The organism is Ferruginibacter sp., from assembly GCF_028288465.1.
Classification (GTDB): Bacteria; Bacteroidota; Bacteroidia; order Chitinophagales; family Chitinophagaceae; genus Ferruginibacter.
Window position 1 is genome coordinate 35351 of the sequence record NZ_JAQBNR010000022.1, and the last position, 16955, is coordinate 52305.

At 36.5% G+C, this 16955-nt stretch carries 9 protein-coding genes and 3 CRISPR repeat arrays; of the genes, 4 read left to right on the forward strand and 5 right to left on the reverse strand.

Annotated elements, in window-relative coordinates; translation table 11 throughout:
* Positions 1-222 precede the first annotated feature (222 nt).
* From JWR61_RS10805 to cas2, 4 genes are all read left to right on the forward strand, one after another.
* Entirely contained in the window at positions 223-3039 is a 2817-nt protein-coding gene (locus tag JWR61_RS10805; protein WP_367881798.1) for a DNA methyltransferase, read from the forward strand.
* Between the two features lie 103 nt (positions 3040-3142).
* Entirely contained in the window at positions 3143-7528 is a 4386-nt protein-coding gene (gene cas9, locus JWR61_RS10810) for a type II CRISPR RNA-guided endonuclease Cas9 (RefSeq protein ID WP_301927824.1), read from the forward strand.
* Positions 7525-8421 (forward strand): type II CRISPR-associated endonuclease Cas1, encoded by an 897-nt coding sequence (gene cas1, locus JWR61_RS10815; protein ID WP_301927825.1) that lies wholly within the window; start codon positions 7525-7527, stop codon positions 8419-8421. The genes cas9 and cas1 overlap by 4 nt, the downstream gene beginning before the upstream one ends.
* 27 nt (positions 8422-8448) lie before the next feature.
* Positions 8449-8784, forward strand: coding sequence for a CRISPR-associated endonuclease Cas2 (cas2, locus tag JWR61_RS10820; RefSeq protein WP_301927826.1), 336 nt, complete (start codon positions 8449-8451; stop codon positions 8782-8784).
* Between the two features lie 96 nt (positions 8785-8880).
* Positions 8881-9389: a CRISPR direct-repeat array (repeat unit 47 nt; unit sequence GTTGTGTAAGAACTAAGTTATTAAAAAATCTGAAAGCAAATCACAAC).
* A gap of 1183 nt (positions 9390-10572) precedes the next feature.
* Positions 10573-11464: direct repeats of the CRISPR family, unit length 47 nt; unit sequence GTTGTGTAAGAACTAAGTTATTAAAAAATCTGAAAGCAAATCACAAC.
* A gap of 74 nt (positions 11465-11538) precedes the next feature.
* Here cas2 and JWR61_RS10825 read toward each other — a convergent pair.
* The 5 genes from JWR61_RS10825 to JWR61_RS10845 all read right to left on the reverse strand — a co-directional run bounded on the left by JWR61_RS10825 (position 11539) and on the right by JWR61_RS10845 (position 16894).
* Entirely contained in the window at positions 11539-13047 is a 1509-nt protein-coding gene (locus JWR61_RS10825) for an IS66 family transposase (protein WP_301927827.1), read from the reverse strand.
* Between the two features lie 53 nt (positions 13048-13100).
* Positions 13101-13451 (reverse strand): IS66 family insertion sequence element accessory protein TnpB, encoded by a 351-nt coding sequence (tnpB, locus tag JWR61_RS10830; protein ID WP_301927828.1) that lies wholly within the window; start codon positions 13449-13451, stop codon positions 13101-13103.
* A 3-nt stretch (positions 13452-13454) separates the two neighbouring features.
* Positions 13455-13742: a hypothetical protein gene (locus tag JWR61_RS10835; protein ID WP_301927829.1), complete on the reverse strand. Its 288-nt coding sequence runs from the start codon at positions 13740-13742 to the stop codon at positions 13455-13457.
* A 144-nt stretch (positions 13743-13886) separates the two neighbouring features.
* A CRISPR array of direct repeats spans positions 13887-14622; the repeat unit is 47 nt; unit sequence GTTGTGTAAGAACTAAGTTATTAAAAAATCTGAAAGCAAATCACAAC.
* A 415-nt stretch (positions 14623-15037) separates the two neighbouring features.
* The gene (locus JWR61_RS10840) at positions 15038-16336 is read right to left on the reverse strand and encodes an ATP/GTP-binding protein (RefSeq protein WP_301927830.1); all 1299 of its coding nucleotides are present in this window, start codon (positions 16334-16336) and stop codon (positions 15038-15040) included.
* Positions 16337-16408: 72 nt separating this feature from the next.
* Positions 16409-16894, reverse strand: coding sequence for a hypothetical protein (locus JWR61_RS10845; RefSeq protein ID WP_301927831.1), 486 nt, complete (start codon positions 16892-16894; stop codon positions 16409-16411).
* Between the last annotated feature and the right edge of the window lie 61 nt (positions 16895-16955).

Below are 16955 nucleotides of genomic sequence, written 5' to 3' on the forward strand. Positions count from 1 at the left end.
GCGGCCTACTTTGAGGCATACAACCACACAACCCTCTCCCTATTATTTTCAAACAGAAGACTAGCAATTGGCTTTAACAGAAAGCAATTACATTTTGAATTACGTTGAATTTATCGGGAGCCTCCATTTTTAAATTCCTACAAATTACCATTGAGGGGAAGTATCAATTGTATAAATACGTATATCTTTATTTATATTTAATCTCTAAACCTAAAACCCTACATGCCATTAAGCTGGTCAGAAATAAAAAATCGTGCCCTTGCCTTTAGTAAAGAATGGCAGAATACCCAACGGGAGGAAGCTGACGCAAAACCTTTTTTGATTGAATTCTTACAGGTATTTGGCATCTCCAGAAAAAAAGTGGCTACGTTTGAACAACGGGTAAAAAAGCTCAATCTTACTGACGGTTATATAGACCTTCTGTGGTATAACATGCTGTTGGTAGAAATGAAAAGCAAAGGAAAAGACCTGGAAAAAGCTTATATACAGGCAAAAGAATATTGTCATAACCTTTCTGAACAACAACTGCCCAGGCTGATAATGGTTTGTGATTTTGACCGGTTTATTGTTTATGATGAAGAAGGCAATAAGCAGGAATTCACTTTGGATAAACTGGTTGATAATATACATGTATTTGCATTATTGGCTGGCTATGAAAAGCGGATATACAAAGAGCAGGACCCCGTAAATATAAAGGCGGCGGAATTAATGGGCGAACTGCATGATAAATTAAAAACAGTAGGTTATAACGGTCACGAATTAGAGCTTTATCTGGTACGCTTGTTATTTTGTCTGTTTGCTGATGATACAAATATTTTTAATGAAAAAGGAATGCTGTATGATTACCTTGAACTTAACACCAAAGAAGATGGCAGTGATCTTGCAGCACATATTGCAGAACTTTTCCAAGTCTTAAACACAAAAGAAGATAAGCGTTTCACTAACCTTGATGAAACATTGGGCGCATTTCCTTACGTGAATGGGAAACTGTTTGAAGAACAGTTACCATTGGCGCATTTTGACAGTGCCATGCGAAAAATACTTTTAGATAGCTGTGCATTAGATTGGGGTAAAATCTCTCCTGCCATTTTTGGTTCTCTATTTCAGAGTGTAATGGATGAAAAAGCCCGCAGAAATTTAGGAGCTCATTATACCAGCGAAAAAAATATTCTAAAACTGATAAAGCCCCTGTTCCTTGATGATTTATACTTTGAGTTTGAAAAAAGTAAAGCAGACAAAAATAAACTGCGGAAGCTTCACGATAAAATAAGCAATCTCCGTTTTATTGACCCTGCTTGCGGCTGCGGTAACTTCTTAATTATAGCTTACCGTGAACTACGTATATTGGAACTGGAGATCGTAAAGCTGCTATTAAAGAACCAGCAACTTACCAGTATCAATGATTACTTCTTATTGGATGTAGATAAATTCTATGGTATAGAATATGAAGAGTTCCCAAGCCAGATAGCACAGGTAGCCATGTGGTTAATGGATCATCAAATGAATGAACAAGCTAGCTTACAATTTGGGAATTATATGAAAAGAATACCATTAACAAAGAGTGCCAATATTGTACATGGTAATGCCTTAAGTATAAATTGGCAGGGGCTTTTGGAAGAAGATAAATCAGTCAATAGAATTCATTCGGATTTTTTTCTTAAAGAAAAAAATCCGGCTTCGCCGGAAAACAGAGATACGGCGAAGCCGTCGAAAAAATTTGATTTTATTCTTGGTAACCCGCCATTTATAGGTAAAAGCTTGCAGAATCCCCGACAGAAAGCGGATATGGAAGATGTATTCACTGGTGTTAATGGGGCCGGAGTTTTAGATTACGTAACTGCCTGGTATATAAAAGCTGCTCAATATATGCGGCATTCTATTGCAACGAAAACGGCATTTGTAAGTACCAATTCAATTGCCCAGGGCGAACAGGTTGGCGTATTATGGAATGAATTGTTTAATAAACATAAAACCAAGATCCATTTTGCACATCGCACTTTTAGCTGGCAAAATGAAGCTAAAGGAAACGCAGCTGTTCATGTTGTAATTATTGGATTTGCAAATTTTGATAGCACTGAAAAAAAGATTTATGAATATGAAAATATAAAGGGTGAGCCACACGAAGTAAGAGTAAAAAATATTAATCCTTATTTAGTAGAAGGGAATGACACTATACTGGCTTCAAGAAATAAACCTATCTGTAATGTACCAGAAATATCTTATGGAAGTATGGCAAATGATGGAGGGAATTTATTGTTGGATGATGTTGAAATGAATAATATGATTTCAAAAGAACCATTGATTAAAACTTTTATTAAACCATTTTTAGGTTCCAGGGAATTCATTAATGGCATTAAGCGCTGGTGTATCTGGTTAAAAGACATACCACCTAATCAATATGCTCAATTAAAAGGAATCGTATTAAAAATACAAGCAGTAAAAGATTATAGATTAAAGAGCACACGCATAGCTACTCAAAAACTTGCAGACTATCCTATGCTTTTTGGAGAAATAAGACAGCCCCATTCAGACTATTTATTAATTCCTGGTGTTTCTTCAGAAAATAGAAAATATATTCCTGTTGGTTTTCTGTCAAAAGATATTATTGCAAGCGATTTAGCCCGTACTATTCCAACAGCAACATTATTTTCCTTCGGGATCATTACATCATTAATGCACATGACTTGGATGAAATATGTTTGTGGACGACTTAAAAGCGATTATCGTTATTCAAATAACTTAGTGTATAATAATTACCCCTGGCCGGAAAACCCAACAGATAAGCAAAAAGGAACAGTAGAGAAGGCTGCAGAACAGGTATTAAATGCAAGGGCGCAATTTCCTGATAGCAGCCTTGCTGATTTGTATGACCCCAACATTATGCCGCCGATATTGGTAAAGGCTCATCAACAGTTGGATAAAGCGGTAGATATATGTTATGGTACAAAAGCATTTGCATCGGAAGCTAAGCGGATGGAGTTTTTGTTTGAGTTGTATGAGAGGTATTTGGAGGGGATGTTTGTAAAGGCAGAGAAATAAAAAAGCGACTTACGCCGCTTTAAATATTTTCACAACGGAATAGTCCTTATTGTGATTTGCTTTCAAGTTTAAAGATATACTAAAAAATATAAACTACAGCTGTATGGCAAAAACTGTTTTAGGATTAGACCTAGGCACTAATAGTATTGGTTGGGCATTGATTGATAAAGAAAACCATGAAATATTAGGAATGGGCAGCCGCATTATACCCATGGGAGCGGAATTAAGTAAGTTTGAAAGAGGACAGGCACAAACAAAAAATGCCGTAAGAAGATTAGCCAGAGGAGCACGTAAACTGAATAAGCGTTATAAGCAACGTAGAAATAAATTGATTTATGCGCTTGAACAATTGAATATGTTGCCCGAGCAAATAAAACTTATACAGCCTTTTGATAATCCTAATAGAATTGACAGGGTTTGCATTAAACCTATCAAAAAAGATCAAAAACAACTTACCGCTTTTGATTTAATAGAACTTCGGGTAAAAGCTTTAAATGAAAAAATATCGCTACAAGAGTTAGGAAGAGTCATTTATTTGTATAATCAATTACGTGGCTATTCAGGAGGAAATAGTGAGCCTGACAAAGAAGATAATGACGAAGAAGACAATGAAACAAAGAAAAGTAAAGTAAATTTTTCTGTCTTAACGAACATTATCAGTATGGGAGAACCTGAAAAAATAATTTTCAAAGGGAAAGAGCTAAACAAAAGGAAAATAAAAGTTGAAGTAGACGACGAGCGAGTTGATGAAACTATTATAGAGGGTGAGACCTTCCTGGATATGCTAAAAGCGGGTGAATCTTTAGAACTCCAAATAGTAATCACGAGACCCAAAAAAGGGGAGAATAGTTATTTTTTCAAACTTCCAAGCAAAACTAGCTGGAGGAAGAAGATGGAAAATCTTGAAAAGGAACTTAAAGACAAGTCTAAAGCGGCAGGAAGGGAAGTCTTTATTTCAGAACACCTTCTTGATGTACTTAAAGAAAACAGATGGGCTAAAATCAGGAACAACGTGGTATTGCGTTCTCGATATGAAGCAGAATTTAATGCGGTATGGCAGACTCAACTAGAAATAAATGATGAGTTCTGCAACCTCTCTTGTAATAGAGAATTGCTTACCAAAATTGTTTCATTTATATTCCCGGAAAGACAATTTGAAAAACCGGAAACAGATCAATCAAAACAATCAAAGAAAGAACTATACCGAAAATTGGCCTTAGAGAATGGCTTGAAATATCTTGTTAAAGACCAAATCATTTTTTATCAAAGAGAACTGAAAGATCAATCTCATCTAATTTCAAATTGCAGATTCGAGCCAACCAAAAAGGTAGTTGCTAAAAGCCATCCTATATTTCAGGAATACAAAATCTGGGAACAGATAAACAAACTCACAATTAATACAAAAAACGAAAAAGGTGTAAATAAAAAAGGAGAAATTAAATACGAATATATTGACAAACCAATACCCATATCAATAAAAGAATGGCTTTTTGAAGAACTGCAAAGCAAAAAAGAATTAGCATTTGCAACCGTTTTTAATAAAGTAAAAAAGGATTGTGGTCTCAGGCAAAACATTGACTTCCTAAATGGCCTTGATGCAAAATCAAAAATGAAAGGCAACGAAACAAAGTTATTGCTGAAAAAGAGTTTGCAAAAACTGTGGGGCATAACAAAACTTGACAACCTTGAAAGACAAATAGAATTGTGGGATATTCTCTATAATGGCAAAGGAAATGAGTATGACCTTAATAGTGAAAGGACATCCCAGGTACTTGTCTTCCTAAAAAAGTATGCTGCTAACATTGGCGATATAGAAGAAATCGCAGTCCAAATTTCAAAAATAAAATTTAGCAGAGCCTACGCCAGCCTGAGCCTGAAAGCCATTGAAAATATTTTGCCTTTGGTGAGGGCAGGTAAATACTTTGATGGCGCATTTTCAGAGACTTTAAAGAATAAAATTATCAAGCTTCTTAATGAGAACGTATCGGACCCATTTGAGAAATCTGCGCAAGAATATTTAGAAACGAATATAGAGTTATTGGCAGACGGAGGAATTATGAATTCATTTGCGACCATTTTAGTGTATGACAAGCACACTGCCGTGGAATATTCAAAAGATACCGTGATAAAGAATTTTGAAGATATTAAGAGGATTAAACAAGGTGAATTAAGAAACCCGCTTGCTGAACAAATTGTAAATGAGGCTTTAGTTATTGTACAGGATATTTGGAAGCAATGCGGCATGAAGCCGGGTGAAATATGGATAGAATTAGCCCGAGAATTAAAAAACAGTGCGGACAAAAGGGCAAAAATTCATACGTCAAACCAGAAAAATCAAAAAGAGAATGGGCTTGTAAAAGACCATTTAATGGAGTATAAAATTGAAATAACGAACGCAAATATTGAGAAATACAAACTCTGGGCATCACAAGAAAATGTGCAGGAAGAATATGTTAAGCAATATAGGGACCCATCAAAGTCTGAAATTGAGAAAATGAGGCTCTGGAAAGAACAAGGACATTTATCTCCCTATTCGGGCAAACCAATTAGACTAGCAGATTTGTTTGACAAGGGAATGTATGATGTTGACCATATTATACCAAAGTCAAGATATTTTGATGATTCGTTCGCGAACAAAGTAATCTGTGAAACAACTATCAACAAAGACAAAGGCAACAGAACCGCAATGGAATATTTTGAAGCAGGTTCGATTACTCAATCACTTAGAAGCAAGGAAGTTTATATTGAAGAAGTCAATAAAATATTCTTTGGTGCAAAACGTAAAAATCTATTAGCTACAAAAGTACCTGAGGATCCAATTACCAGGCAAATTAAGGACACACAATACATTGCTGTTAAGGTAAAAGAAGAGTTAAATAAAATTGTTGGCAATGAGAACGTGAAATCAACTACAGGTGGTGTAACTGATTATTTAAGACACCAGTGGGGTTTAACTGATAAATTCAAGGGGCTATTACTTGGAAGGTATGAAGACATGCTGAAAAATGAAAAATTTATAGAAAATGAATATGATGCTTACTCAAAAAAAATGGAAGCCCAGAAAAAAGAGTATAATGAAAAAGAAATTCTTTTTGATGAAACAATTTTAGATAAAGAGCATTTTGAAGCATGCTTTCGCACAAATTTTATTCAACTGAAAAGGAATAAGCTCGTTATAAAAAACTGGAGCAAGCGGATTGATCACCGCCATCATGCAATAGATGCACTAATTGTAGCATGTACAGAGCAATCTCATATACAAAGCTTAAATAACCTCAATAAAGAATTACAGGACTGGCTTGTAAAACATAAAGATGAAATTCTTCCAAATTTCGAAGGAACGCCTACTGAATTACTGGATGAGATAATGAACTTAGATGAAGTTAAACGAAAAAAGGTCACCGAACAATTAGAGAGATTCCGGCAAATACCAATGCCCTGGCCCGGTTTTCCTGAGCAAGCGGAAAAACAGATTGATAAAATAATCGTTTCTCAAAAGCCCAAAGACAAATTATTGATTCAATATGATGGTGCCGGCCAACTTCAAATTAAAATAAGAGGGCAATTACATGAAGGAACGCTATATGGGAAGGAAGGTTCTGGCGATAACAAACAAAAAAATGCAGAGACTTATAGGATTCCATTAGTAAAATTAGCAGGAAAAAACTTTGCTACTGAAAAAACTATAGATAAAATTGTAAACCCTTATTTGAAAACAGTAATCGTAGCACATTTGAAAGATTATGGCCTAAGAAAGGAAGATGCCTTTTCTGCAGAAGGAATATTGGATTTAAATAACAAATTAGCCAACAAAAGAAACTCCAAAGGAGAGCTATCACCTCACACTCCTATTTCGTCCATTAAAATATTTTATCAAGACCCAAATAAAAAGAAAAAAAATAAATCAGAAGAAATAGTTGATACACTACAAAGATTAGATAGAGGTAAAGCATATAACTCGTCACTTTATGTAAAAACCGGAGACAATTATCTGTTTGCAGTGATGGAGCAGACAAACCCTGACAAGAAAATAAAGCGAGCATTTGATATCATCACCTTTTTTGATGCCACTGACTATTTAAAAACTGCATTTAATAATGCTAGAGACAAACAAAAATTTAATAAGGACAACTCGTTTAAAGAATATTTTGAGCAAAAACATAAGGCTAAATTATTGTTCACTTTAAAACAGGGAGATTTTGTTTACTTACCACGTAAAGATGAAGAAATGATTGTAGACAATGTCAGCATCTTTTATGAGCCTTACTGGAATAATACGGTTGAAAGAAGTAAGAACATTTATATAGTTCAAAAATTTAGCGGCAATCGAATTTACTTTATTAAACATTATATTGCGGATTCAGTAAAAAGGGGAATTGAATTTGGCTCACAAGATGCTTATGAAAATATTGATGGCCGCTCAATAAAAGACTTTTGCTGGAAACTAAATATAGGTCGTTTGGGCAATATAATAAAACCCAGTATATGATTAAACGTACGCTATACTTCGGCAATCCAGCTTATCTCAAAACAAAAGATGAGCAACTTGTTTTCCAAAGCGAAGAAACCGGCGAAATAAAAAGCTTGCCTATAGAAGATATAGGGGTACTTATATTAGATCATCAGCAAATAACTATCACTCAGGCATTGATAGCAAAATTACTTGCTAATAATGTAGCATTTATTACCTGTGATAACAGCCACCACCCTACCGGCATGTTATTAAATTTAGATGGGCATACCTTGCAAAGTGCAAAATTTCAGGCGCAGGTAGAAGCCAGTATTCCCTTAAAAAAGCAATTATGGCAACAAACCGTCGGTTGCAAGATAAATAACCAGGCTGCTTTACTTGAAACATGCAGGATACCAGTTAAAAATATGCGAAACTGGGCTCTTGAGGTTAAAAGTGGCGACAGTGACAATCATGAAGCCGTAGCGGCAGTTTATTACTGGAAAAATATTTTTCAAATTTTCCCTGACTTTAAGCGGGAACGCTTTGGCGAGCCTCCTAATAATTTATTAAATTATGGCTATGCTATATTAAGGGCTGTTGTAGCAAGAAATTTGGTAGCTAGTGGGTTACTACCCACCCTTGGCATTTTTCACAAAAATCAATACAATGCCTATTGCCTCGCAGATGACATTATGGAACCCTACCGGCCTTTTGTAGATAAGATGGTTGTAAATATTGTAAACCTTAACGGCAATTTCCTGGAACTTACCCCAAATATGAAAAAAGATCTGTTAAACATACCTGCAATGGATGTAAAGATCAATGATGAGAAAAGTCCGTTAATGGTGGCCGTACAAAAAACAACTGCTTCACTGGTAAAGTGCTTTGAAGGTAAACAACGAAAGATACTATATCCCGAATTTGTATAAAAATCGGTATAAGTTATATGTTAGAAAATGAATAACCGCTTAAATGCATATCGTATTATGTGGGTACTTGTATTTTTCGACCTTCCGACAGAAACCCCAAAGGAGCGTAAAATATATTCTCTTTTCCGCAAAAACATTATGAAAGACGGGTTTCAAATGTTTCAATTCTCGATATACCTGAGACATTGCAGCAGCAGGGAGAATGCTGATGTGCATATAAAACGGGTAAAAAAGATACTTCCGGAAAAAGGCCATGTAGGCATAATGTGCATTACTGATAAGCAGTTTGGCATGATGGAGATCTTTCACGGACACAAACTCACCGAAACTACTCCTCCGGCACAGCAATTAGAAATGTTTTAACATCTCCACCAGGATTTAAAAAATGAAGGAATCCTGGAATTTTAAATCCTAAAAAACAGTCAATATACACAACAGGATAGACTTTCAGCCAATCCTGTTGTGTAAGAACTAAGTTATTAAAAAATCTGAAAGCAAATCACAACCCTGATTTCATGTATATTTACAGTACGACAGTTGTGTAAGAACTAAGTTATTAAAAAATCTGAAAGCAAATCACAACCGCTGGACACTGGACCGCATACAAGATAAAGTTGTGTAAGAACTAAGTTATTAAAAAATCTGAAAGCAAATCACAACACCCGCCACTATCAACCCGGGGAGTTGGTAGTTGTGTAAGAACTAAGTTATTAAAAAATCTGAAAGCAAATCACAACGCTGCAGATGCAGAGGACTTCTATGATTTTGTTGTGTAAGAACTAAGTTATTAAAAAATCTGAAAGCAAATCACAACAAGTAATTAAAAGCTGCCGTGCACGTCCGAGTTGTGTAAGAACTAAGTTATTAAAAAATCTGAAAGCAAATCACAACACCGTTCAGGCTGTACAACATTTTGTCCGTGTTGTGTAAGAACTAAGTTATTAAAAAATCTGAAAGCAAATCACAACTATGGGGATACAACTTTAAAAAGAGGCACCAGTTGTGTAAGAACTAAGTTATTAAAAAATCTGAAAGCAAATCACAACTGCGTCTATCGCAGTTTCTGCGAATATGAAGTTGTGTAAGAAAAAAGAAATTAAAAAAACTGAAAGCAAATAACAACATTGTTTCTCCTTCATACGATGTATTTCTTGTTGTGTAAGAACTAAGTTATTAAAAAATCTGAAAGCAAATCACAACTATGTATTACTGCTCCTACATTCTCCATTTGTTGTGTAAGAACTAAGTTATTAAAAAATCTGAAAGCAAATCACAACTGCATCTGTTGACGTGTCTGCGAATATGTGTTGTGTAAGAACTAAGTTATTAAAAAATCTGAAAGCAAATCACAACTTTCCATATGAATCCGTATTGCCAGTGTTTGTTGTGTAAGAACTAAGTTATTAAAAAATCTGAAAGCAAATCACAACTCTTTTTATGTTATTAATAGTGCGTTTTGCAGTTGTGTAAGAACTAAGTTATTAAAAAATCTGAAAGCAAATCACAACTTCTTTAGTTCCTAGTACTTCGTTCGCTGGTTGTGTAAGAACTAAGTTATTAAAAAATCTGAAAGCAAATCACAACTGGGTCTGACAGGTAGTTGTATGGGTTCGTGTTGTGTAAGAACTAAGTTATTAAAAAATCTGAAAGCAAATCACAACTGCGTCGGTTGACGTGTCAGCGAATATGTTGTTGTGTAAGAACTAAGTTATTAAAAAATCTGAAAGCAAATCACAACTATATTGGCAAGCTAAACAACCCTATAGCGTTGTGTAAGAACTAAGTTATTAAAAAATCTGAAAGCAAATCACAACTTCGTAGCCTGCTACCTTTGGAAACATTGCGTTGTGTAAGAACTAAGTTATTAAAAAATCTGAAAGCAAATCACAACTGTGTTGCAACTTCTGTGTGTCCCACCCCTGTTGTGTAAGAACTAAGTTATTAAAAAATCTGAAAGCAAATCACAACAGTATTTTAAGTGCTATGTAAGGGAACCCCGTTGTGTAAGAACTAAGTTATTAAAAAATCTGAAAGCAAATCACAACTTGTTTGTTCGCATAGTAGTTTTTGTATAGTTGTGTAAGAACTAAGTTATTAAAAAATCTGAAAGCAAATCACAACTCTGTCCATATTATTCCGTGCATATGTATAGTTGTGTAAGAACTAAGTTATTAAAAAATCTGAAAGCAAATCACAACATGTCCACATATCTGGCCGACGTTCGCCATGTTGTGTAAGAACTAAGTTATTAAAAAATCTGAAAGCAAATCACAACCGCGCGCGTTTTGTTAGCTACGATCCGGCAGTTGTGTAAGAACTAAGTTATTAAAAAATCTGAAAGCAAATCACAACAGTAAACCACCAGTTATAGCCACGTAGATTGTTGTGTAAGAACTAAGTTATTAAAAAATCTGAAAGCAAATCACAACAATGTACTTTGGTGCAAATAATCCTTCATCGTTGTGTAAGAACTAAGTTATTAAAAAATCTGAAAGCAAATCACAACTACTGTGGGTGTGTGTATTACTGCTCCTATGTTGTGTAAGAACTAAGTTATTAAAAAATCTGAAAGCAAATCACAACTACTGCTTCTTCTGTTGCTGTATATCCTAGTTGTGTAAGAACTAAGTTATTAAAAAATCTGAAAGCAAATCACAACCGTTCCCGCTTTTATGTTTTCGCCTGTTAGGTTGTGTAAGAACTAAGTTATTAAAAAATCTGAAAGCAAATCACAACCACCTGTTTAATGCTGCATTCCATGTTGTGTTGTGTAAGAACTAAGTTATTAAAAAATCTGAAAGCAAATCACAACATTGCCGGGATAACCCGCAGCTTATTTACTGTTGTGTAAGAACTAAGTTATTAAAAAATCTGAAAGCAAATCACAACGGTCCAACATTCGCAAACGTGAAGAACACGGTTGTGTAAGAACTAAGTTATTAAAAAATCTGAAAGCAAATCACAACGGTGGGTGTGTTTTGGTTGTACCATTGGATGTTGTGTAAGAACTAAGTTATTAAAAAATCTGAAAGCAAATCACAACTTTAAAGCAGAGATTGACACCAACACCCGGTTGTGTAAGAACGTATCCCTCCGGGCAAGTACATCTTGCTACAGTTAGCAAGTGTATTTAATTTTACAGGTTGTGTTGAGTTTAAAATTCTGCGGTAGTAATTCTTCAATTTTATTGATAGGATGTGTGGCAATACGGCGCAAGGTTTCTCTTAGCCAAATAAATGGATTGATGCCATTTAATTTGCACGTGCCAAGTAAGGAGTATAGCATCGCACTTCGCTGAGCTGCTTCGTGCGACCCTGCAAATAAATAGTTCTTTCGGCCTATGGCTACCGGCCGTATGCTGTTTTCTACCGGATTGTTATCGATGTTGAACTTAGCGTCGGTGGCGTAAATACTCAGTTCCTTCCAACGCTCTATGCTATAGCCCAATGCTTTGCCAATGGTGCTTTTGGGTAGTGTTTGTACATACTCTTCCTTCATCCACTGACCAAAACTTTGCAATATGGGTACGGCCTGTTGTTGCCGCAGTTGCAGTGACTGTTCATGCGTAAGCTGTTGTTCTTTAATAGTACGTTCTATGGCATACAGGCTTGCAAATTGTTCGAGCGCATAGGCGGAACGTTGGGCATCGTTGGCCTGGGCTTCATAAAACATACGCCGGGCATGGGCCATACAGTGCAATACGGTGATGTCTTCTTTTTCTTTAAAGAAGTCGTATACGCTGTAGCCATCCGTTTGCAAATACCCTTTAAATTCTTTCAGCACCTGCTGCGGGCCTTCTCTGCCGCGGCCGGGCTGGTAATCAAAAAACACCAGCTTTTCTACACTGCTGTGGTATACCCAAAAGTAGCCGCGGTGCGTTTGCCCCTTTTTGTCTTTATCCAATACTTTGATGGGTGTTTCATCTGCATGCAGGTAATCCAGGCGGAGTGTATAATTCTTTAATGCCTCGTATAGCGGTGTTATTAAGGAACAGGTTCCACTCACCATATCGGTTAGTGTGCTGTAAGCCATGTTGACACCATCTCTTTTAAAGCGCTCCATCTGCCGGTGCAGCGGCAGGTGGTCTACGTACTTATCAATGGTGATCTGCGCCAGCAGGCCTGGCCCTGCAATGGCTTTAGGCAGCGGCCTTTCTATCATGGGAGCAATGAGTATACCTTCGCCACCTGTTTTTGCATATTTGGGCCGAACGATTTTATTTACAAATAATTTACCTGGCTCATATTCCAGTTCTTCGGTAACTTCTTCGCCTATCTTTTTTAACAGGCTGATGTCTTCAACAGGTAAAATAATTTGCTCCCTGCGTTCTAAATGTTCAGGCAATGGGTTACGACCGGGATGCAATTTGGCAGGAGTAATTGCTGTGGTAACCTTTGTATATTCTATCTTTTTTGCATTGGTGATTTTTACTGCAGCAATTGCTTCGGCTTCAACATTAAGCGACAATTGTGTAGCGGCTGTTGAATCAGTTGGAGCGAAGCGCTCTTGTTTAGATCCGAAGATGATCTTCTTAATCTGTGCCAGTTCCTGCTCCAGCACTGCAATTCTTAAGCATGCGTTTTCGTATAAACTTTTGTAATCGGTATCAGTAATTGTGTGTTGCATTGAGGATGTAAATTTCTGAATACAATTCAATGCCAGCAAAGCTTTCAGTAAATTTATTTACCTACAGTATGTTGATAACGATTTTTCATTTTTATGCTTTTGAGTTGTATTCCCTGTAATATCAATTGCAGTTGAGTGGCGCTTAAACCAAAGCCATCTGAAGTGTTCGGACATTCATAAGTGCCACGTTCCAGCCGTTTGTAATAGAGTGCCAGTCCGTCGCCTTCCCACAGCAGCAGCTTTACCTGGTTGCGCTTTTTGTTGATGAAGATAAAGATGCCTCCGTTTAAAACATTGAGTTGCATATGCTGCTGTACGAGGCCACTCAGGCTGTCAAATCCTTTGCGCATATCAACCGGCTGGTTGTAAAAATAGTATTGAACAGAGGCAGATAAATGCAGCATGACTTAGTAAATCAATGCTCTTAAAAAATCAGCACTCACCGGTTGATGAAAAACAATCCGCCTGCCATCGGTGAGGTGAAGTTCAATATTGGCCTGGCGTGGTGCTGCAAGGTTTAGCGCAACAAAAGAACCGCCGGCAGGTTGCTGATCGCGGTAAACTTTATACCAGTAATGAAACACATGATAGGCAATATTATTTTGCAGGCAGAATTGCTTCTGAGTTTGTCCGCTTTGCTTCCATAAGGTAATCATCGCAAAATGATGATCCCGGGTTTGCTGTTTGCTTTCCATCTAAAATAATTTTGATGGCTAAGATATAGTCAGCAATCAAGGTCTAAAAGATGTACTTGGCCGGTGGGATACGTAAGAACTAAGTTATTAAAAAATCTGAAAGCAAATCACAACTGTGATAAGTGCTTTGTAAAGGTGGTTTTGGTTGTGTAAGAACTAAGTTATTAAAAAATCTGAAAGCAAATCACAACGTTGGATGCGTACGTAATCAATACTACTGTGTTGTGTAAGAACTAAGTTATTAAAAAATCTGAAAGCAAATCACAACCGCTGCGTGTCTGTATCCATTCCATTTAAGTTGTGTAAGAACTAAGTTATTAAAAAATCTGAAAGCAAATCACAACTAAGAATGATTGTTGAAGGTTCAATGATGGGTTGTGTAAGAACTAAGTTATTAAAAAATCTGAAAGCAAATCACAACGGGGAAGGAGACACGCAAAGCTGCCCTAATGTTGTGTAAGAACTAAGTTATTCAAAAATCTGAAAGCAAATCACAACTACAGGCATTCAGGATATCACTTTTGAGTGGTTGTGTAAGAACTAAGTTATTAAAAAATCTGAAAGCAAATCACAACGTGTGGGCATTTCCATGCCATACTCTTTTGTTGTGTAAGAACTAAGTTATTAAAAAATCTGAAAGCAAATCACAACTACCACAACATTGAATCCCTTACTGCCGCAGTTGTGTAAGAACTAAGTTATTAAAAAATCTGAAAGCAAATCACAACGCTGTTGGGGCTGTTTTAAAATTGAGTGTGTTGTGTAAGAACTAAGTTATTAAAAAATCTGAAAGCAAATCACAACTGCCCGTGGTTATCGGTTCCTTTGTGATAGTTGTGTAAGAACTAAGTTATTAAAAAATCTGAAAGCAAATCACAACTAAATCTGCAGCAGTGGTTGGTGCGTCTTCCATCACCGAAAACCCTTTCTTCCCATGGTTCGTTATCTCCACCGACCACTTCTTCCTTTATAACACTTCACCAAAATGCGTTGAAATCTCAAATTCATTCACATGTTGTTGGTAAAACATTACCGATGAAAATCTGTAATCAGCAGGATTATTATTAAACAATAGCCAATGTGGCTGCATGGGTTCAACTGCACGCCAGAATGATACTGCCGGGCAGGCATATAATTCAATTTTTGTGCAGTCACTTCTTTGCTGATGATTCTTATGCCGTGAAAAAGCGGAGAAGCAGATGGATGTTATCAGAAAACTTTTCATGAATGAGGAGGGGGACATTTTATTGTAAGCATCTGTTGGAACATATTTAGGTTGTGCTCATTGGGTATCTTTATTTTTCTTGCCATTCTTTTACGATATTTGAAAGGTTACCAATAAAAGGAATAGCACCGTATCTCCCCTGGATATAGTCTTTTTCAAAGGAGCGGTCTTTACGAACAGCTTTGGTTGCCCCTTCTTCTTTATACTCTACCAAAGAATACAAATCCGATGCACCATATTTATCCTTTTCCACAAAATAAATCTGGTCTCTGCGGTAATTGCCGTAGGTCAGTAAATTTGTGTCGTGTGTCGCAAAAATAAGTTGTGCGTTCTTTGGGTTATGATCCCTGGAATTAAAAAGTTTGGTAATTGCCAAAGTGAGCAAAGGATGTAAACTGGCGTCCAATTCATCTACCACCAACACTCCTCCATCGTTCAACACATCAAACACAGGTCCCGACATATTGAACACTTTATTGGTACCCGCAGATTCCTGACTATCCATATCAAACTCAACAGCTCCGATTACTTTGTTTTTGTCATTGTATTTTTTATGCATCGTAATTGCATCTACCATTGTTTTACCCTGAAGCTTGATACTTAATTCCTGCATAATAGATTCAGGCATATCTTTAGGCAGCCTGGCTAAATCAAACTCTTTTTTATTCAGTTTTACAGAATCAAAACCCAAATCAACCGTGTTAAAAAAAGCTTGCAGCAGCGGTTTGCTTGCCTCGTTTTCAAGCAGTCTAAAAGTTACTCCAGTGTACCGTTCGTGGCTTAAGCCCGAGATAGTGACAAAATTGGTAAACCAATTCATAATTGTTTTGGCCGTCTTTCCATTGAACTGATCCACCACCGCCAGGAACAAAGCATTATCCCTTGTTTTTTCTTCCAGATCCTTTCCTTCCGGAAATATTTTCATTACTTCAATTCCATCTTCCTCCCGGATAAACAAAGGTTTTTCTCCTGTTTTTTTTGCTTCATACAACCACTCTGATTTGATGGAATAATTATCCGCCTCAAAACCATACCGATACCTGGTTTCATCTACCAAAAACAATACTTCAAAAAAGGAAGGCTTCTCTTCGTTCTCCGTCTGTAATAAAAAAGAGGTGATATCCAACTCTGCAGTAGAGGATTGCTCAAAAGATTGCAATACCAGTCTCCGCATGGTAGACATGGCTTTAACCAAATTGCTTTTGCCGCTTGAGTTGGCACCATAAATAACAGCGCCTTTTAAAATCTTATATCGTTCTGTTAAAATCAGGTTGGTTTCCGCATGCTCTTTTACTGCTGTAGCATCAAGGCTCAGTGTCTTTTTATCCCGGAAGGATAGAAAATTGCCGACAGTAAATTCTAATAACATAAAATACATTTTTGAGTGTAATACTCACAAATATACTATTTAAATCCGTAAAAATGAGACAATTTCTCACTTTTACGGATTAAATAACTTAGAATATCTAAATAAATGGTTCTTTAGTCGGGAGATGAAGTAAGAACCACTGCAAGCTTGCATTAGTGCTGCAATTGGGTAATATTTTAGCTTTGCAGCCGTGGTTGGTGCATCTTCCATCACAGAAAAGCCCTTCCACCCGAATACTTCACTAAAATGCGTTAATATCACAAATTCATACACATATTGTTCGTAAAACATTGCTGATGAAAATCTGTAATAAGCAGGATTATTATTACCTGTCAGCCAATATGATTGCATAGGTTCAATCGCCAGCCTGAATGATACTGCCGGGCAGGCATGTAATCCAATTTTTGTGCAGGCACTCCTTTGCTGATGATTCTTATGCCATGAAACAGCGGAGGAGCAAATTGATGTTATCAGGAAATTTTTCAGGAATGAGGAACTCGCCGTTTTATTGTAAGCATATGCTGGAACATGCTGAGTTAATATGGAAATAAGAAACAAATTATTATCAATTTCAACCCTTGGCAAAGAGCATTACTCCTATGTCAAGTGAGCGGCAGGA

Excerpts from the sequence above, each read along its gene's own strand:
- JWR61_RS10805 (WP_367881798.1), top strand. The coding sequence starts at position 223 with ATGCCATTAAGCTGGTCAGAAATAAAAAATCGTGCCCTTGCCTTTAGT.
- cas9 (WP_301927824.1), top strand. The coding sequence starts at position 3,143 with ATGGCAAAAACTGTTTTAGGATTAGACCTAGGCACTAATAGTATTGGT.
- cas1 (WP_301927825.1), top strand. The coding sequence starts at position 7,525 with ATGATTAAACGTACGCTATACTTCGGCAATCCAGCTTATCTCAAAACA.
- cas2 (WP_301927826.1), top strand. The coding sequence starts at position 8,449 with ATGAATAACCGCTTAAATGCATATCGTATTATGTGGGTACTTGTATTT.
- JWR61_RS10825 (WP_301927827.1), bottom strand. The coding sequence starts at position 13,047 with ATGCAACACACAATTACTGATACCGATTACAAAAGTTTATACGAAAAC.
- tnpB (WP_301927828.1), bottom strand. The coding sequence starts at position 13,451 with ATGCTGCATTTATCTGCCTCTGTTCAATACTATTTTTACAACCAGCCG.
- JWR61_RS10835 (WP_301927829.1), bottom strand. The coding sequence starts at position 13,742 with ATGGAAAGCAAACAGCAAACCCGGGATCATCATTTTGCGATGATTACC.
- JWR61_RS10840 (WP_301927830.1), bottom strand. The coding sequence starts at position 16,336 with ATGTTATTAGAATTTACTGTCGGCAATTTTCTATCCTTCCGGGATAAA.